17 protein-coding genes are annotated in these 17,837 nt (G+C 73.2%); 10 read left to right on the plus strand and 7 right to left on the minus strand.

The features are described from left to right. The first annotated feature begins 55 nt into the window (after positions 1–55). Positions 56–754, plus strand: a complete 699-nt coding sequence (locus ACWDBB_RS14705) for a Pr6Pr family membrane protein (protein ID WP_449789923.1) — start codon at positions 56–58, stop codon at positions 752–754. Positions 755–778: 24 nt separating this feature from the next. Here ACWDBB_RS14705 and ACWDBB_RS14710 read toward each other — a convergent pair whose 3' ends face one another. Both ACWDBB_RS14710 and ACWDBB_RS14715 read right to left on the minus strand, forming a co-directional pair. Beyond that, the gene (locus tag ACWDBB_RS14710) at positions 779–1,168 is read right to left on the minus strand and encodes a toxin Doc (RefSeq protein WP_402413744.1); all 390 of its coding nucleotides are present in this window, start codon (positions 1,166–1,168) and stop codon (positions 779–781) included. Positions 1,169–1,268: 100 nt separating this feature from the next. Next, positions 1,269–1,481: a hypothetical protein gene (locus ACWDBB_RS14715; RefSeq protein ID WP_224280451.1), complete on the minus strand. Its 213-nt coding sequence runs from the start codon at positions 1,479–1,481 to the stop codon at positions 1,269–1,271. A 241-nt stretch (positions 1,482–1,722) separates the two neighbouring features. Between ACWDBB_RS14715 and ACWDBB_RS14720 the strand changes: the two genes are divergently transcribed. After that, on the plus strand, positions 1,723–3,234 hold the full coding sequence (locus tag ACWDBB_RS14720; protein ID WP_449789924.1) for a S41 family peptidase: 1,512 nt from the start codon (positions 1,723–1,725) through the stop codon (positions 3,232–3,234). Between the two features lie 21 nt (positions 3,235–3,255). Here ACWDBB_RS14720 and ACWDBB_RS14725 read toward each other — a convergent pair whose 3' ends face one another. Continuing rightward, positions 3,256–4,869 (minus strand): ABC-F family ATP-binding cassette domain-containing protein, encoded by a 1,614-nt coding sequence (locus ACWDBB_RS14725; RefSeq protein ID WP_449789925.1) that lies wholly within the window; start codon positions 4,867–4,869, stop codon positions 3,256–3,258. A gap of 574 nt (positions 4,870–5,443) precedes the next feature. On the opposite strand from ACWDBB_RS14725, the gene ACWDBB_RS14730 reads away from it, so the two are divergent. The 4 genes from ACWDBB_RS14730 to ACWDBB_RS14745 all read left to right on the plus strand — a co-directional run bounded on the left by ACWDBB_RS14730 (position 5,444) and on the right by ACWDBB_RS14745 (position 10,012). Further along, positions 5,444–6,667 (plus strand): trypsin-like serine peptidase, encoded by a 1,224-nt coding sequence (locus ACWDBB_RS14730; RefSeq protein WP_449789926.1) that lies wholly within the window; start codon positions 5,444–5,446, stop codon positions 6,665–6,667. A 181-nt stretch (positions 6,668–6,848) separates the two neighbouring features. Beyond that, positions 6,849–8,486 (plus strand): ABC-F family ATP-binding cassette domain-containing protein, encoded by a 1,638-nt coding sequence (locus ACWDBB_RS14735; protein WP_449789927.1) that lies wholly within the window; start codon positions 6,849–6,851, stop codon positions 8,484–8,486. Between the two features lie 120 nt (positions 8,487–8,606). After that, positions 8,607–9,290: a nitroreductase family protein gene (locus ACWDBB_RS14740; RefSeq protein ID WP_449789928.1), complete on the plus strand. Its 684-nt coding sequence runs from the start codon at positions 8,607–8,609 to the stop codon at positions 9,288–9,290. Positions 9,291–9,409: 119 nt separating this feature from the next. Beyond that, positions 9,410–10,012 carry a GNAT family N-acetyltransferase gene (locus ACWDBB_RS14745; protein ID WP_392868908.1) on the plus strand — a complete coding sequence of 201 codons (603 nt, stop codon included), beginning with the start codon at positions 9,410–9,412 and terminating at the stop codon, positions 10,010–10,012. A 73-nt stretch (positions 10,013–10,085) separates the two neighbouring features. Here ACWDBB_RS14745 and ACWDBB_RS14750 read toward each other — a convergent pair whose 3' ends face one another. Together ACWDBB_RS14750 and ACWDBB_RS14755 are read right to left on the minus strand one after the other, a co-directional pair. Then, the gene (locus ACWDBB_RS14750) at positions 10,086–11,039 is read right to left on the minus strand and encodes an aldo/keto reductase (protein ID WP_449789929.1); all 954 of its coding nucleotides are present in this window, start codon (positions 11,037–11,039) and stop codon (positions 10,086–10,088) included. A gap of 109 nt (positions 11,040–11,148) precedes the next feature. Then, positions 11,149–11,433: a hypothetical protein gene (locus ACWDBB_RS14755; protein WP_449789930.1), complete on the minus strand. Its 285-nt coding sequence runs from the start codon at positions 11,431–11,433 to the stop codon at positions 11,149–11,151. 371 nt (positions 11,434–11,804) lie between these two features. On the opposite strand from ACWDBB_RS14755, the gene ACWDBB_RS14760 reads away from it, so the two are divergent. From ACWDBB_RS14760 to ACWDBB_RS14770, 3 genes are all read left to right on the plus strand, one after another. Then, the gene (locus ACWDBB_RS14760) at positions 11,805–12,344 is read left to right on the plus strand and encodes a choice-of-anchor C family protein (protein WP_449789931.1); all 540 of its coding nucleotides are present in this window, start codon (positions 11,805–11,807) and stop codon (positions 12,342–12,344) included. Positions 12,345–12,562: 218 nt separating this feature from the next. Then, positions 12,563–14,086 (plus strand): carbohydrate binding domain-containing protein, encoded by a 1,524-nt coding sequence (locus ACWDBB_RS14765; protein WP_449789932.1) that lies wholly within the window; start codon positions 12,563–12,565, stop codon positions 14,084–14,086. A gap of 175 nt (positions 14,087–14,261) precedes the next feature. After that, complete coding sequence (locus tag ACWDBB_RS14770; RefSeq protein WP_449789933.1) at positions 14,262–15,665, plus strand: SDR family oxidoreductase; 1,404 nt, start codon at positions 14,262–14,264, stop codon at positions 15,663–15,665. A 31-nt stretch (positions 15,666–15,696) separates the two neighbouring features. Here ACWDBB_RS14770 and ACWDBB_RS14775 read toward each other — a convergent pair whose 3' ends face one another. Continuing rightward, entirely contained in the window at positions 15,697–16,128 is a 432-nt protein-coding gene (locus ACWDBB_RS14775; RefSeq protein ID WP_449789934.1) for a hypothetical protein, read from the minus strand. 179 nt (positions 16,129–16,307) lie between these two features. Here ACWDBB_RS14775 and ACWDBB_RS14780 point away from each other — a divergent pair, with 179 nt between their 5' ends. Continuing rightward, complete coding sequence (locus tag ACWDBB_RS14780; protein ID WP_449789935.1) at positions 16,308–17,096, plus strand: hypothetical protein; 789 nt, start codon at positions 16,308–16,310, stop codon at positions 17,094–17,096. A gap of 169 nt (positions 17,097–17,265) precedes the next feature. Here ACWDBB_RS14780 and ACWDBB_RS14785 read toward each other — a convergent pair whose 3' ends face one another. Beyond that, on the minus strand, positions 17,266–17,808 hold the full coding sequence (locus ACWDBB_RS14785) for a hypothetical protein (RefSeq protein ID WP_449789936.1): 543 nt from the start codon (positions 17,806–17,808) through the stop codon (positions 17,266–17,268). Positions 17,809–17,837 lie beyond the last annotated feature (29 nt).

The following is a 17,837-nucleotide window of genomic DNA, read 5'->3' on the forward strand; positions in this document are numbered from 1 at the left end:
CTTCCCCCTTGACGCCCGATACCTCCCGTATCGCCTGAAACGAACTGGTGGCCGCATGACAGTCCGGACCCGGCCCGCGCTGTGGTGGCGCATGGGCATCGTGCTCTCGGCGGGCCTCGGCCTGAGCCTCGGAACCGCGCCGCTGGTGTACTTCACCGTGCAGAGCAACGTGATCGTGTTCGGCTACTTCGTCGGCGCGGCGTACTGGATGCTCAAGCGCGACACCGTGGATGCGCCCGCGCCCCGGCTGCGCGGCGCCGCCACGCTGTACATCCTGATCACCGGGCTGGTCTCGCACATCCTGCTCGAACACGGCGCCAACCCGCTGCCCGGGCTGGTCAGCGGACCGGACAGGCTGGCGCACTGGTCGTCGTTCTTCCTGCACTACGTGACGCCGGTGCTGGTGATCGTCGACTGGCTGGTGCTCAGGCCGCGCAACGCCGCGGCCTGGAAGGACATACCGCTCTGGCTGGCCTTCCCGCTCGGCTACGCGGCGATCGTCCTCACCCGCAACGCACTGTTCGACGACTACCCGCTGCCGTACCCCTACTTCTTCTTCGACCCGACCACCAAGGGCTACGGCTACGTCTGGGGCCAGATCGCCCTGCTGACCGTCGAGTTCGTGGTGCTCGCCGCGCTCGTCGTCGGGCTGGACCGGCTCGGGACGCGGATCGCGGGCAGGCTGCGGCCGGCGCCGCAGGCCGCGGGATCGGGCACGGCCTCGGGCGCGGGATCGGGCGCGGCCTCGGACTGACGATGACGCGACGGCCGGCCGGCCTCAGATCCGCCAGGCGCGGATCCGGTCGGCCGCCGCGTACACGTCCGCCCGGCCCTCCGCTATGTCGCGGGCCAGCTCCACCAACGCCCCGTAGGGCGAGTCGATCCCCTCCCCGGCCGCGTGCATGTACGCGGCCGTCGTCATGCAGGCGTACAGGTTGTTGCGCACCGGCAGCGGGCGCAGCAGCACGATGGTGTGCATCAGGGTGGCCGCGCACCAGGCCGGGTCCGCGTGGTGGCCGAGCTGGGCGGTGTTCACCCGGTGCCGGGCGACGGCGGCCTGGAGCGCCGAGTAGTCCCGCACGCTGAGGTCCTCCGGGGAGGCCAGTTCCTGGACGTCGAGGAGCCAGCGCAGGTCGACGTGGAGCAGCGCCGCTCCCCCGCCCCTCACCGTGTCACGCCCGCACCGGCCGCGCCAGCACCAGCACCCGGCGCGCTCGCGCCCGCCGTAGCCACAGTGGCCGCCGCTCGCACCGCCGCCGCACGGCCGCTCAGGCCGCGGGCGCGTCCTCGGGGAACGCGGCGTCGAACTCGGCCCGGTGCGCCTTCCAGAACGCCACCGCGTGGTCCACGAAGACTCTCCGCTGCTGCTCCCGCACGCTCAGGTCGTGGACGTACGCCTTCACCGTCTTGCCGTCCGCGGCGGCGGCCTCGCGGATCGCGGCGAGCTCGTGCTCCGTGTACTCGATGTTGAGCGCAGGCATGTCACCGATGGTACTGGAGCCAGGGGCAGTTGGGGCCGTGGACGGCGGATTTTCACCCGCAGTCAAAACGGTGGTTGTCGAGAGCACCAGGGACCATTCCAGCCGGTGCGGATGGACCCGGAGGAGGAAGCGGGTGCGCCACCCGGGATGACGACCGGGCGACGGGGGCGGCCGTAGCGTCGGCGGGGAGCGGTGGCGGAGGGGTTCCGCGGGGGAGACCGGGGTTCGGCGGAGGCCGGAGATGACACGCAGGAACATCAGCAGGACGGCGGCCGCGGCGGTGGCGCTCGCGGCGGCCGTGGGACTGGCGGCGCCGGGGGCGGCCGCGACCCAGGGAGGGACGGCCCAGGGAGGGGCGGCCCGGGAAGGGCGGGCGAACCCGCTGGAGGGGGTCTGGCGAATGGAGGGCTACGGTCTGCTGTTCGCGGTCTCCGGGAGCCGGCTCACCACGTACGACGTGACGGCACACAGCTGCGTACCCGGGTGGATCACCGGGACTCAGACGGCCGCGCCCGGGCCGGACGGCACCATCCGCTACGAGATGGGCGACAACGCCCTGACACTCACCCCCAAGGGCCACAACCGGGCCGTCGAACGCGAGGAGGGCGGGGTCGGCAGCAAGTCGCTCTCCCGTCTGGACGCCCTGCCGCCGCTGTGCGCCTCGCCGGCTCCGAACGACCCGCTGGCGGTCTTCGACCGGTTCTGGGAGAACTTCGAGGAGAACTACCCCTTCTTCGCCGCCAAGGGCATCGACTGGCACGCCGTCCGGGACGAGAAGCGGCGCACGATCACCCCGACGACGACCGTCGACCAGCTGCAGGACCTCTTCGTGGACATGCTCCGCCCGCTCGGCGACGCCCACACCGGACTGGCCCGGGTGGTCGACGGGCACCCCGGGTCGGTCTTCGGCGGACAGCGGCCCGGGACGACGGAGGAGAGCGAGGAACTGACCGCCCGGGCCCGACAGGCCTCGGCCGCCCAGCTCGCCGGCCCGGAGCAACTCTTCGCCGACGGTCGGCTCGGCGTGGGCCGGCTCCCCGACGGCATCGGTTACTTCCGGGTGAGCAGCTTCGGCAGGTACGCCGAGGGCGGCCATCGGAACCAGCTCGCCGAACTGGACCGGGCGCTGGACGCCCTGCTGGCCGGGCCGGACCGCCTCACCGGCCTGGTCGTCGACGTACGGCTGAACGGCGGCGGCTCGGACGCGCTCGGGCTGCACATCGCCGCCCGACTCACCGATCGCCCCTACGTCGCCTACCGGAAGGTGGCGCGCAACGACCCGGCCGACCCGACGAGGTTCACCCGGCCCGAGCCGATCACCGTACGGCCCTCGGCGGGCAGGCACTTCACCGGGCCTGTGGCGGTCCTCACCTCCTCGATCTCCACCAGCGCCGCGGAGACCTTCACCCAGGCCATGATGGGCCGCTCCCCGAAGGTGCTCCGCGTCGGCGAGAACACCCAGGGCGTCTTCTCCGACGTGATGATCAAGACGCTCTCGCCGGATCTGTTGGTCGGCCTGCCGAACGAGAAGTACCTCACCCGGGACGGCGGCACCTTCGACGGACCGGGCATCCCGCCGAACGTCCGCACCCCGGTGTTCACCCCCGACGAGCTGGCCGGGCTCAGGGACTCGGCCCTGAGCACGGCCCGCCGGATGCTCACCGAGGACGCCCGGGACACCCGGGACTCCCAGGGCACCCTGGATTCCCAGGACTCCCAGGACTCCCAGGGCGAGGAGGACCGGCAGCAGTAGCCGCCGCCTCGGCCACACTCTCTACATCGGCGCCACCGCCCGCAGTTCGCCGTCCAGCTCCAGCCACCGGGTGAGCCCCAGGCCGCGCAGGAACGGCAGGTCGTGGCTGGCCACGACCAGCGCGCCCTGGTACGCGGCCAGAGCCTGGGTGAGCTGGCGGACGCTGGCGAGGTCCAGGTTGTTGGTCGGCTCGTCGAGCAGCAGCAGCTGCGGCGGCGGGTCGGCCAGCAGCAGGGCGGCCAGCGTCGCGCGGAAGCGCTCGCCGCCGGAGAGGGTGGCGGCGGGCTGGTCGGCCCTGGCACCGCGGAACAGGAAGCGGGCGAGCCGGGCGCGGACCGCGTTGTCCCCGGCGGCGGGGGCGAACCGCTTGACGTTCTCCACCACGGAGCTCTCGTCGTCCAGCAGGTCGAGCCGCTGCGGGAGGTGCCGCAGCGGCACCGGGGTGATGACCTCCCCTGCCAGCGGGGCGAGTTCGCCCGCGATGGTGCGCAGCAGGGTGGTCTTGCCGGCGCCGTTGCGGCCGACCAGGGCGATCCGTTCGGGCCCGCGCAGGTCGAGGGCGGCGGTGGTGCCGTAGGGCAGCCGGACCTTGTCCAGGGTGAGCACGGTGCGCCCGGCCGGGACGGCGGTGCGGGGCAGGTCGATCCTGATCTCGGCGTCGTCCCGCACCGCCTCCTCGGCCACGCTGAGCCGGGCCCTGGCCTCCTCCAGGCGCTCGGTGTGCATGCCCTGGAGACGGCCGGCCGTCTCCTGGCCCTTGCGCTTGAGCATCCCGGCGAAGATGTGCGGGTCGTTGCGGGTGACCGAGCGCTTCTTCCCGTAGGCGGCGCTGCGGTCCAGCCGGACCCGGGCCTCGGCCAAGTCCCGTTTCTGGCGCTGGACGTCGGCCTCGGCGTTGCGCAGCTGCCGCTCGGCCGTCTCCTGCTGGGCCGCGAGGGTGCGTTCGTAGTCCTCGAAGTTTCCTCCGTACCAGGTGACTTCGCCGTCCCTGAGGTCGGCGATCTGGTCGACGTGCCGGAGCAGCTCGCGGTCGTGGCTGACGATCAGCATCACGCCGTTCCAGCCGGCCACCGTCTCGTAGAGCCGCTCGCGGGCGGCCCGGTCGAGGTTGTTGGTGGGCTCGTCGAGCAGCAGGATGTCGGGGCGGGCCATCAGCAGGGCGGCCAGCCGCAGCAACACCGCCTCGCCGCCGGAGAGTTCGCCGGTGGTGCGGTCGAGGCCGAGGCGGTGCAGGCCGAGCCGGTCGAGGGTGGCGCGGGCGCGCTCCTCGACGTCCCAGTCGTCACCGATCGCGTCGAAGTGGCGCTGGTCGGTGTCGCCGGACTCGATGGCGTGCAGGGCCTCGCGGGTGGCGCGGACGCCGAGCGCCTCGTCCACCCTCAGGGTGGTGTCGAGCGTCAGCCCCTGGGGCAGGTAGCCGAGTTCGCCGCCCACCCGGACGGTGCCGCCGGAGGGGGTGAGGTCGCCGGCGATCAGCCGCAGCAGGGTGGACTTGCCCGCGCCGTTGAGCCCGATCAGGCCGGTGCGACCGGGGCCGACGGCGAGGTGGAAGCCGTCCAGGACGGGCTTGCCGTCGGGCCACTCGAACGAGAGCTCGGTGCAGAGGACGGCGGTGGTGGTGGGTTGGTGTGCCATACAGGCCTCCCGGGGTGGTTGCCGAAGGGGTGGTGAGCAACACGGGGAGACACCGCGGGTGCGGAACCGGGGACGGCCGGAGGAAACGAAGGGGTGGCGTCATGCAGGGGAGCGCCACGGGCCGTGACTGAGGTCGCACACTCGCGCACCGCGCAACGGCAGCAGGGCCTGCGCGGCGGGGGCGGTGTCCCGGGACCTCAGTAGAGCAACGGCCTTCTCCTTGTCTGGCTGGTGACCCGGACCACGCTAGGCAGCCCGCACGAGGCGTGCAACCGATTTATCCGGCGGAGGCCCCGGCGGCGCCACGGCGAAGGCCCCACTGAGGCCCCGACGGCGCCCCGACGGACGACCCGCAAAGGCCCCGACGGCGCCCCGACGGACGACCCACGGAGGCCCCACGGAGGCCCGGTGCCGATCCCGTGCCGATCCGGTGACGGCCGCGTCCCGGTCCGGGGCGGGTGCCGAGAGGCCGCCGGACGCATGGCAGACTCCTCACCTGCCATGCCTGCGGCCGAGTGGGGCCGCGCCCGGGGAACGGGCCGCATGGCGGTAGTCAACAGGGGGATTTGAACGCATGTCACCGATATCCCGGCCGAGCCGTGCCGTCCTGGGCGCCTCCGTCGCCGCGCTGACCATGGTGGTCGCCACCGCCTGCGGGCCGGACAACGTCGACCCGCCCGCGACCGCGGCTCCCACCGCCGGGGCCAGCGCCGCCGGCACCCCGGGGGCGGCTCCGATCAAGCTTCCGACGCTCGAGGAGCTCAAGACCTGGAAGCTGGAGGACTGGGACAAGTGGGCCCAGGCCAACGTGATCACCCCGGCGGTCAAGGGTTACTGGACGCTGCAGAAGCTGCTGGAGGCCAAGCCGAAGCCGCTGCCGCAGCCCGCGCCGGACGCGACCCAGCCGCCCGCACAGCCCACCGGCGCCGCCCCGGCCACCGGCGCGCCCACCGCCGCCGCGCCCACCACGCAGCCCACCGCGGCCCAGCCCGGCGGCGCCGACCAGCTGCCCGCCGTCGTCCCGGCCAAGCCCGTGGCGCACCCGTTCCCGAAGAACATGCACGTCAACGGCAAGATCTTCTTCAAGGACGGCAACGAGGACTACGTCTGCTCCGGCACCGTCGTCTCCGACCCGGCCAACCCGGGCAAGAGCAACCTGGTGTGGACCGCCAGCCACTGCCTGCACGGCGGCAAGGGCAACAAGTACTACACCGACATCACCTTCGCCCCGGCCTTCAACAGCAACGGCGTGCTGAGCAACGGCAACAAGCAGGCCAAGCTGGAGGACGCCGAGCCGTACGGCGAGTGGACCGCCACCTCCGGCATGGTCTCGCCGCAGTGGGCCGCCGAGGCCGACCCGGAGAAGGGCGGCCCCTGGAGCCAGTACGACTTCGGGATCATCAAGGTCGCCAACCCCAACCCGGGCGGCAAGTCGCTGGAGGAGACCGTCGGCGGTTCCGTCCCGCTCTGGTTCAACGCCCCGCGTGACCAGGTCGGTTCCGTCAGCAACTACGGCTTCCCGGAGGGCAAGCCCTTCGACGGCGTGGAGCTGGAGCACTGCGACGGCGGCAAGCCGTCCAAGAAGACCGGCGACCCGAGCCGCCCGGCGATGCTGCTGATCGGCTGCAACATGACCGGCGGCAGCAGCGGCGGCGGCTGGTACGCGACCAAGGACGGCAAGCCCGCCCTGGTCAGCGACACCTCCATCGGCAACGGCGCGAACACCTACGAGGCCGGTCCGTACCTGGAGGACGTGGCCCAGCACATGTTCGAGTACTTCTCGAAGAAGGCCAAGTGATCGGCACCGGGTGACCGGCCCGGAGTGATCGGCCCGGAGTGATCGGCATCGAGCGATCGGCATCGAGTGGTCAGGACCGAGTGATCAGGGCCGACTGATCCGGGGGCGGGGCCGCGGCGGGACAGCCGCGGCCTCCGCCTTTTCGGCCGCGCGCCCCGCTCCTCCTACAATCGGCCCCATCATGAGCGCGACACTCGTAGTCAAGGACCTCAGCGCCGGCCACGGCGAACGCACCCTCTTCTCCGGCCTGGACCTGGTCATCGCCCCCGGCGACGTGATCGGCCTGGTCGGCGTGAACGGCGCCGGCAAGTCGACCCTGCTGCGCCTGCTGGCCGGCCTGGACACCCCCGAGGGCGGGTCGCTGCGGCTGAGCCCGGCGGGCGCCAACGTCGGCCACCTGCCGCAGGAGCCGGAGCGCCGCGAGGGCGAGTCGGTGCGCGACTTCCTGGCCCGCCGCACCGGCGTGGCGGCCGCGCAGGCCGCGCTGGACGAGGCCACCGAGGGCTTGGTCGAGGGCCGGGCGGGCGCCGACGACGCGTACGCCGCCGGCCTGGAGCGCTGGCTGGACCTCGGCGGCGCCGACCTGGAGGAGCGCGCCGAGGAGGTCGCCGACTCGCTCGGGCTGAAGGTCTCGCTGGACCTGCCGATGACCGCCCTGTCCGGCGGCCAGGCCGCCCGGGCCGGCCTCGCCTCGCTGCTGCTCTCCCGCTACGACGTCTTCCTGCTCGACGAGCCCACCAACGACCTCGACCTGGACGGCCTGGAGCGGCTGGAGTCCTTCGTCAAGGGCCTGCGCGCGGGCACCGTGCTGATCAGCCACGACCGCGAGTTCCTGGCCCGCACCGTGACCAAGGTGCTGGAGCTGGACCTGCACCAGCAGCAGGTCAACCTGTACGGCGGCGGTTACGAGGCGTACCTGGAGGAGCGCGCGGTGGCCCGCCGGCACGCCCGCGAGGAGTACGAGGAGTACGCCGACACCAAGGCCGGGCTGGAGGCCCGGGCGCGGATGCAGCGCGGCTGGATGGAGAACGGCGTGCGCAACGCCCGCCGCAAGTCCTCCGACAACGACAAGATCGGCCGCGCGATGCGCACCGAGTCCACCGAGAAGCAGGCCGCCAAGGCCCGGCAGACCCAGCGGATGATCGAACGGCTGGACGTGGTCGAGGAGCCGCGCAAGGAGTGGGAGCTGCGGATGGAGATCGCCACCGCGCCGCGCTCCGGCTCGGTGGTCGCCACCCTGCGCGGGGCGAGCGCCCGACGCGGCGACTTCGCCTTCGGTCCGGTGGACCTGCAGATCGACTGGGCCGACCGGGTCGCCATCACCGGCGCCAACGGCGCGGGCAAGTCCACGCTGCTGGCCGCCCTGCTGGGCCGGCTCGAACTCGACGCCGGCAGCGCCTCGCTGGGCTCCGGCGTGGTGGTCGGCGAGGTGGACCAGGCGCGCGGGCTGTTCCTCGGCGGGGAGCCGCTGCTGGAGGCCTTCGCGGCCGCCGTGCCGGAGCTCTCGCCGGAGGACGTGCGCACCCTGCTGGCCAAGTTCGGCCTCAAGGCGGTGCACGTGCTGCGCCCGGCCGACACCCTCTCCCCCGGCGAGCGCACCCGGGCCGCGCTGGCGCTGCTGCAGGCACGCGGGGTGAACCTGCTGGTGCTGGACGAGCCCACCAACCACCTGGACCTGCCCGCGATCGAGCAGTTGGAGTCGGCGCTCGGCTCGTACACCGGCACCCTGCTGCTGGTCACCCACGACCGGCGGATGCTGGACACGGTGTCGGTGAACCGGCGGATCGAGGTCCGGGACGGGCGGGTGCACGAGCACTGAGCCGGGCAGCGGCGGCCGGGGCGGTGCCGGCCTCCGAGGCGGTGCTTGACCGGCGATTGGTCTCTACCTCTCGGTCTGCACCTCTTCCCGGAGGGGCCGTCATGTGCTGTGCTGTCCGCCATGGTTGACAGCACAGACAGCGCCGTGGCGGGAACGTCCCACCCGACCGTCCCGCTCATCCCCATGACGGTGCCCGCCCACGAGGCCGAGGCCCGCAGCAGGTCCTTCCACGAGGTGATGGCCCAGCGCCGGACCGTCCGCGACTACTCCACCCGCCCGATCCCGGACGGGGTGGTCGAGTGGGCGGTCCGGACCGCGAGCACGGCGCCCAGCGGCGCACACGTCCAGCCCTGGCGGTTCGTGGTGATCACCGACCCGGAGCGCAAGCGGCGGCTGCGCGAGGCGGCCGAGGCCGAGGAGCGCGAGTTCTACCGCCACCGGGCGTCGGAGGAGTGGCTGGCCGCGCTCGCCCCGATCGGCACCGACTGGCACAAGCCGTTCCTGGAGGACGCGCCGGCCGTGATCGTGGTGTTCGAGGTGCACAAGGGCCCCGACTCGCCGCGCCCGTACTACACCAAGGAGTCGGTGGGGATCGCGGTCGGTCTGCTGCTGGCCACGCTGCACCAGGCCGGACTGGCCACGCTGACCCACACCCCGAGCCCGATGAAGTTCCTCAACGAGGTGTGCGACCGCCCGGCGGAGGAGCGCGCGGCGTACGTGATCCCGGTCGGTTACCCGGCCGACGGGGCGCGCGTGCCGGACCTGCGGCGCAAGGAGCTGGACGAGGTGATGGTCCGGCTCTGACGCGCCGGGGTGCGACCGGGCGCGGCCGGTCCGGTCGGCGCCGGCTCGCGGCCGGACGCGCCCGCCGCCGGAGGTAATCCGGGTGCTGACAGGTCCTGGCCAAGGCGATAATCGCCGTCATGAGCCAAGCACAGTCACGGTCCTGTGGCCTCGCTCCACCGGTCGTGGAGGCGACCGCCGGGCGGCCGCCGGAACAGCTGCGGCTGCCCGGCGGCCTCTGGCTGCGGCGGCGCCGCAGCACCCACGCGGCGGCGCTGAACCGGGCCGTCCGCGCCAACCTGGAGCACCTGCGGCCGTGGATGGAGTGGGCGGCCGAGGCCCCCTCCCGGGCGCAGACCGCCGAACTGACCAGGGCCGGCGCGGCCGCCTGGGAGGCCGGCACCGACTTCATGTACCTGGCCGGCCTGGACGCCGAACCCGGCGGTGTGATCGGCGCCCTCGGCCTGCACGGGCGGATCGGCCCCGGCGGGCTGGAGATCGGCTACTGGGTCGCCGCCGGGCACGTCGGCCGCGGCATCGCCACCGCCGCGGCCGGGGCGCTGACCGAGGCCGCGCTGGCGCTGCCCGGGATCACCCGGGTGGAGATCCGCTGCGACCAGGCGAACGGCGCCAGCGCGGCCGTCCCGCGCAAGCTCGGCTACCGGCTGGACCGGATCGCCGAGGCCGCCGTCCGGGCTCCGGGCGAGACCGGACGGCAGCTGGTGTGGGTGATGGAGCGCTGACCGGCCGCCGTCGTGGCGTCGGCGGCACCGCCAGTAGCAGCCCGTCAGTGGCACCCGGGCGTCGGCGGCACCGTCAGTAGCGCCCGCCGGTCGCGGCCGGCAGCGCGTCCAGTTCGGCCAGGTCCGCCGCCGAGAGCTCGACCGAGGCCGCGCCCACGTTGTCCTCCAGGTAGCGCGGCGTCCTGGTGCCCGGGATCGGGAAGACGTACCGGCCCTGCGCCAGCACCCAGGCCAGCGCGACCTGCGCGGGGGTGGCGCCGATCCGTTCGGCGACCGTCCGGACCCTCCCGACCAGCTCCAGGTTGGCCTTCAGCGCGTCCTGCTGGAAGCGCGGCAGCCGGCGCCGGAAGTCGCCCTCGGGCAGCTCGTCGAAGGACGTGATGCCGCCGGTTAGGAAGCCGCGGCCGAGCGGGGAGAACGGCAGGAAGGCGATGCCCTGTGACTCGGTGTACGGCAGCACGTCGGCCAGCACGTCCCGGGTCCACAGCGACAGCTCGGACTGCACCGAGGCCACCGGGTGCACGGACTGCGCCCGCTTGATCTCCTCGACCGTCGCCTCGGAGAGCCCGATGCTGCGCGCCTTGCCCGCCGCGACGACCTCGGCGAACGCGCCCCAGGTCTCCTCGATCGGGACGTCCGGGTCGACCCGGTGCAGCTGGTAGAGGTCGACGTGGTCGGTGCCCAGCCGGCGCAGGCTCTCGTCGATCGAGCGGCGCACGTGCTCGGGGCGGCCGTTGCGCTCGTGCGGGCCCGAGCCGCCCGGCACGATGCCCACCTTGGTGGCCAGGAAGGCGCGCTCCCGGTACGGGCCGGCCAGCGCGGCGCCGACCACCTCCTCGTTGGTGTACGGGCCGTACATGTCGGCGGTGTCGATCAGGCCGACGCCAAGGTCCAGCGCCTGGCGGATCACCCGGACCGAGTTCTCGTCGTCCCGGCTCTGCATGTCATAGGCCCAGGTCATGCCCATGCAGCCGAGACCGATGACGCCGATCTCGGGGCCGCTGGTGCCGAACGAGGCGTTGCGCATGACGGTGCTCCCATCGTGGGTTCCGCGGCGTCCGTGGCGGTCGCTGCGGGTGTTCGCGTGGTGGTGCTTGATCAACGCCCTCAGCATTCACCTTGGAGTGCACTCGAGGTCAAGCCCGTTCGGAGCCGGTCGAGTTCGATCCCGTTCCGATCCACTCCCGGAAGCCGCCCGCCAGGACCAGCTCCGCGAACCGTCCGCACCCGCCCGGTCCCGGGTGCGCGCCGTCCCCGGCCTCCGCCTCGGCCGTCCAGACCGGATCGGCCGCCAGGGCCTCGGTGACGTCGACGAAGGGGACCTCGGACGCGGCGCAGATCCCGGCCATCGCCGGAACGAGCCGCCGCAGCCGTTCCAGGTGGTCCGCTCCCCCGCAGACCACCGGCGGCGGACCGACCACCAGGGCGAGATCCGGGGGCGTCGAAGCTGGTTCGTACGGTCATCGGCCCACCGTAGGGGTGTGCGCAGGGCGCGCGCCTCCGGTTTCACCACCGGGCACGGAGCCCCCGGCCGTCAACTCTCGTTGTTCGCCCCCACACCTTCCACCCGGCCATCACCGGCGGCCACCCGGCAAACCGGCGCGCGAGAGCCCGCCCACGAACCCCCCGCACCACCGGGCGCCACCGGTCCGGACTTGGCAGGGCCGGACGCGACGGTCGACGCTCTGACCACGGCCGACCAACGCGGTCGGCCACCAGGGAAGTCGGGGAACCCAGGTCGCTCTCGCGCACCCGCATCACCGTCGTCGCTCTGCTCGCGGCCACCGCCACCGTGCTCACCGCCCCGGCGCAGGCCGACGGCGGGCACCGCGCGGCCGGCCGCTTCGACGGCGGCGGCTTCGAGTACCCCAAGGCCCCGGCGAAGGCCTTCGTCACCGTGGCCGCCAACCAGGCCATCGGCCCGTGGCGGGTCACCGCGGGCAACGTCGACCTGATCGGCGCCGGCTTCTGGCAGGCCGTCGAGGGCGACCAGTCCATCGACCTCGACGGAAGCACCAACGGCGCCATCGCCCAGACCTTCGCCACCGTGCCCGGCACCACCTACACGGTGACGTACGCGCTGGCCGGCAACCCGGCGGGCGGCACCCCGGTGCGGACCGGGGTGGCCCGGATCGACGGCCAGGACTTCCAGGCGTTCAGCTTCGACACCACCGGCCGGACGGCCTCCGCGATGGGCTATGTGGGGCGGCAGTTCACCTTCGTCGCGCAGAACCCCACCACCACCCTGGGCTTCACCAGCACGGTGGCCGGCGCGTACGGGCCGGTGATCGACAACGTCCAGGTCAAGGAGTGCAAGGCCTGCTGCGACTGACCGGCCGGCCGCTGACCGACCACCGTCTTAACCGTTCCTAAAACCTGCCCTCGGTGAGGCGTCCGGGCCCGGGAAGTGCTTGACGTGCACAGCTGGTCTAGTCCAGTTTGATGCTCAGCACCGCGCTCCCCACGCACCGGACCACCCCCAGGCCGCCGCCCGCCCCGCGTCTCCCCCCTCGCGGCGCGGGCGGCCACCACGTCCCGAGAGGCACCCCCATGCCCAGCGCGCCCCAGCACGCCCCCACGCACCGCCGCCCCGCCCGCCGGACCACCCTGCTGAGCCTCGCCGCCGCCACCGCGCTCGCCGCCGGAGGCCTGGCCGCCCTCGCCGGGAACGCCGGCGCCGCCGACGGGAACCTGCTCGCCAACGGCGGCCTGGAGAGCGGCGCGCTCGGCCCCTGGAGCTGCTCCGCCGGCACCGGCAGCGTGGTCAACTCCGGCGCGCACAGCGGGACGTACGCCCTCAAGGGGGCGGTGAGCGCCGGCGACACCGCGCAGTGCGGCCAGACCGTCAGCGTCCAGCCCAACACCAAGTACACCCTCAGCGCCTGGGTGCAGGGCCAGTACGTCTACCTCGGCGCCACCGGCAGCGGCGTCACCGACCCGGCCACCTGGACCGCGGGCGGAGCCAACTGGCAGCAGCTGTCCACCAGTTTCACCACCGGACCGGCCACCACCAGCGTCACCGTCTACCTGCACGGCTGGTACGGGCAGGGCGGCTACCTCGCCGACGACGTCGTCCTGACCGGCCCCGGCGGCGGAAACCCGTCCACCCCGCCGCCGAGTTCGACCCCGCCGAGCCCGACCGGCACCCCGACCGGCACGCCCACCGGCGGCCCGACCACCCCGGCGCCGAACGTCGCACTCCCGGTCGCCCCGTACATCGACATGGGCGCCTGGCCCACCCCTTCGATGCCCGACATGGCCAAGGCCGGCGGCCTCAAGGGCTACACGATGGGCTTCGTCACCGGCGTCGGCTGCAAGGCCAGCTGGTTCAACGCCTACGACCCGCGCACCGCCTGGGCCAAGGACCAGGTGGACGCGCTGCGCGCGGCCGGCGGCGACGTCAAGGTCTCCTTCGGCGGCGCGGCCGGCACCGAACTCGCCGCCGCCTGCACCACGGTGGACTCGCTGTTCGCCGAGTACGACGCCGTGGTGAACGCCTACGGCCTGCGCTACGTCGACTTCGACATCGAGGGCGCGGCCATCGCCGACACCGCCGCCAACGAGCGCCGCTCCGCCGCGCTCGCCAAGCTGCAGCAGGCCCGCCCGGGCCTCAGGATCTCCTTCACCCTGCCCGTCCTGCCCGAGGGCCTGACCGCCGAGGGTGTCGCCATCGTCAAGTCCGCCCGGGACGCCGGGGTGGCCGTCGACCTGGTCAACATCATGGCGATGGACTACTACCGCAGCGGGACCGACTACGGCAACGCCGCCGTGCAGGCCGCGCAGTCGCTGTTCGGCCAGCTCAAGGCGCTCCACCCGGCGAAGACCGACGCCCAGCTGTGGGCGATGGTCGGCGTCACCCCGATGATCGGCGAGAACGACGACCACCAGATCTACAACCAGGCCGACGCCCAGCAGTTGGTGGCCTTCGCCCGGCAGAACCACATCGGGATGCTCTCCTTCTGGGACGCCACCCGGGACGCCAACGCCTGCACCGGGGGCTCGCTGTCCACGTGCACCAACATCCCGCAGCAGCCGTACGAGTTCGCGAAGATCCTCGGCCAGTACGCGGGCTGAGCCCACGGGCCACCGCCGGCCGCACATCACCACCCCGCGCCACGGCCTCACGTCACCACCTGAGGTCACCACCTGAGATCACCACCTGCCGTCACCCACCGGCGGAAATTGGCATCTCATCGTCCCGGACCGTCCGTTACAGTCCCTCCCACCTGTACGGCACGAGGGGGCGGACATGACGGTCCGGGACGACCGCGACCAACTGATCACCATCCATCCGGCGGGCGACGCCGCCCGCACCGGCGACGTCACCGCCGAGGAACTCGCCGCCTTCGGCCGCACCCTCGGCCGGCTGCGGGCACTCCCCGCCCACGACCGCACCCGGTTGCACGCCGAGCGACAGCTCAGCTCCTTCGTGATGGAGAGCCGCAAGCGCCGCCGCCGGGAGGCCCGGGAGGCCCGGCGGCAGGCCGACGCCGACCTGCTCGCCACCACCGCGACCGGCAGCCGGACCCGCCGCGAGGACGCGCCGCTGACGCCCGCGAACGGGCCGGTCGGCGAGCTGCTGGTGCCGCGCAAGTGCTACGTCTGCAAGCAGTCCTACCGCTGGGTCGACGGCTTCTACCACATGCTCTGCCCCGACTGCGCGACCGACAACACCGCCCGCCGGGCCCTGGGCACCGACCTGCGCGGGCGCCGGGCGCTGCTCACCGGCGGGCGGGTGAAGATCGGCTTCCAGCTCGCCCTGATGATGCTGAGGGACGGCGCCGAGCTGATCGTCACCAGTCGCTTCCCGCAGGACACCGTCCGCCGCTTCCGCGCCGCCGAGGGCAGCGGGCAGTGGTGGGACCGGCTCAGCGTCGTCGGTATCGACCTCCGCGACCCGCGCCAGGTCATCGGCCTGACCGAGCGGTTGCGCGCCGAGGGGCGCCCGCTCGACATCCTGGTCAACAACGCCGCGCAGACCCTGCGCCGCCCGCCGGAGTCGTACGCGCTGCTGGCCGCGGGCGAACAGGACGCCCTGCCCGCCGCCGACCGCCGGGCGATCGACCACGCGCCCGGCTTCCGGCCGGTCACCGGTCTCGCCCAACTGCCCTCGGGCGCCGGGTCGTTGCTGGACATCGCCGACGAGGCCGGGCTGCTGCCCGACCTCGCGCCCGCCAACTCCTGGTCCGCCAAGCTCGGTTCGCTCGATCCGGCGGAGGTACTGGAGACCCAGCTGGTCAACGCGCTGGCCCCGGCCCTGCTCTGCGACCGGCTGCTCCCCCTGCTGCTGGCCTCGCCGCACCCCGCCCGCTACATCGTCAACGTCACGGCGGTGGAGGGCCGGTTCGCCGTCCGCAACAAGACCGCCCGGCACCCGCACACCAACATGGCGAAGGCCGCGCTCAACATGCTCACCCGCACCAGCGCCGCCGAACTCGCCACCCGGGGCGTACACATGTGCGCCGTCGACACCGGCTGGATCACCGACGAGAACCCGGCGCCGAAGAAGGCCCGCCTCGCCGCCCAGGGGTTCCGCACCCCGCTGGACATCGTGGACGGCGCGGCCCGGGTCTACGACCCGATCGTCCGCGGCGAGGCCGGGGACCCGGTGTCGGGGGTGTTCCTCAAGGACTACCGGGTGGCGCCGTGGTGACGCGCCCGCGGCGACGGGCGGCCGGGACGGCTCAGGTGTCGTAGCAGCCGCACCAGGGGGCGTCGAAGCCGAGGCCGTCCGGATAGAGCTCGAAGTGGACCCGCTCGTCCTCGCCGGCGTCCTCGTCCACCTCGCCCTCCTCGTAGTCCTCGCGGACCAGGCCGAACAGCTCGCCGTCGACGTGCACGGCGAACGGGGCGATCGCGATGTCCCCGTACGCCCTGCCCGGCAGGGCGTCGAGCCACTCCGCCAGCAGCCGCTCGGCCTCCGGCGCCGCACCGGTGGAGCGTATCTGCGAGTCGAGGTGCCGACCGGCGGCGTCGAAGCGGTGCAGGACGGCGCAGTACCGGCCGACACCGAGACAGAGGGCCGAGGCGAGGAACTGGCCGCCCTGCCAGCGGCCGATGGTGCCGGTGCGGTGGTCGGGCTCGTGCTTGATCGGGATGACCTCGGGAACGTTCACGGTCGAACTCTACGGGTGACCTGTGACAACGGCCCGGCGCGGGAAGCGTGCCCGGCGGCCGGTGGAACGCGGCTCGCCAGCCCTGCGCCCGTCCGCGCACCAGGGGCAGGTACACCTCGTCCACGATCTCCACCAGGACGTCGTCCGGCGCGGTCGGCACCCCGCGCACCACGAACTCGTTGCGCAGCAGCACCACCGCCACCGTCGCCGACTGCGCCGAGCGCGCGGAACGGCTGCGGCGGGGCGGGGCCGAGGTGGTGTTCGTGGCGGGCGCCGAGCTCAGCCTGATGAACCCGGGCTTCCTGCCCGGCGCCGACACCGGCGAGCGGATCGCCCTGCTCGCCCGGCCCGAGCAGGTCCGCGAGCACCTCGGTGCGGTCAGCGGCCGGGTCAACGCGTTCCTCGACCGGGCGGTGACCGCGGTACGCGAGCGCTTCGGCGAGCGGGTCACGTACGCCTCGGTGCCGCTGGAGCGGGTGGACTGGGAGCCCTTCGACCTGGTCTCACTGGACCTGTACCGCTCCGCCGAGACCGCCGACCGCTTCGCCGACGGCGTCCGCGACCTCACGGCCCAGGGCAAGCCGGTCGCCGTCACCGAGTTCGGCTCCGCCACCTACCGCGGCGCCGGCGACCGCGGCGCACTCGGCCTGGACGTCGTCGAGTACGACGACAACGGACCGGTCCGCCTCGACGGCACCTACCAGCGCGACGAGGCCGCACAGGCCGCCCACCTGCGCGAACTGCTGGAAGCCTTCGACGCCTGCGGCATCGACGCCGCCTTCGTCTTCACCCTCGCCCTCTACGACCACGTCCACCGCCCGAACGGCGACCCCCGCGACGACCTCGACCTCGCCAGCTACGGCATCACCAAGACCTACGAGGACCGCCCGGGCACCACCTACCCCGGCGTCCCCTGGGACCCGAAGAAAGCTTTCTTCACCCTCGCCGAGTACTACGCCACCCACTGACCAAGCCCCCTGTTGCGTGAGAAGTCGGCCTGGCCGACTTCTCACGCAACGGGCCGCGAGACGACGGGCCACTGGGCAGGTGGCCCAGGACGGCATCACAGCCCCGACGCAGAGACTCGAAGCCGAGCAGTGCGACACCCCTACGCAGGAAGTCGGGCGGGCCGACTTCCTACGCTGCGGTGGCGAGGGGCGGGCTCGCGTGGCGGCGGCGGTAGTAGGCGCAGGCGAGGGCGAGGGTGATGGGGCCCCAGAGCATCGCCGTCGAGGTGCAGATCCGGCCGAGGGCCATCCACCAGGCGTTGCTGTAGCCGACTTCCTTGAACACGCCCAGCCAGGCGAGGGGCATGCCGTCGAAGAGGGCCACCAGGGTCAGGCCGCCGAGCACGGCCGGGGCGAGTGCCGCGAGTGGTGGCACCCGGCGGCCGCGCAGCACGGGTACCCAGCGCGGGAAGACCTCGCCCCAGCCGCTGACCAGCCCCAGGGTCAGGATCGTCAGCGCCTCGGTGACCACGCTCAGGCCGATCACGTACGGCGCGCACCACCAGACGTAGGCCGGGGCGGTCGGATCGACCGTCCCCATCCGGAAGTCGAACGCGAACGGCAGCCGCCACAGGCAGTGCGGCAGTACGACGAACGGGAGGGCCTTGGCGAGCCGCAGGGCCCACCGGGGCACGGGGCGTTCGGTGTCACCCACCGGGATGTTCTTCAGCATGTGTCCACCGTCCCGGACACCACCCCCGC

The organism is Kitasatospora sp. NPDC001095, from assembly GCF_053598615.1.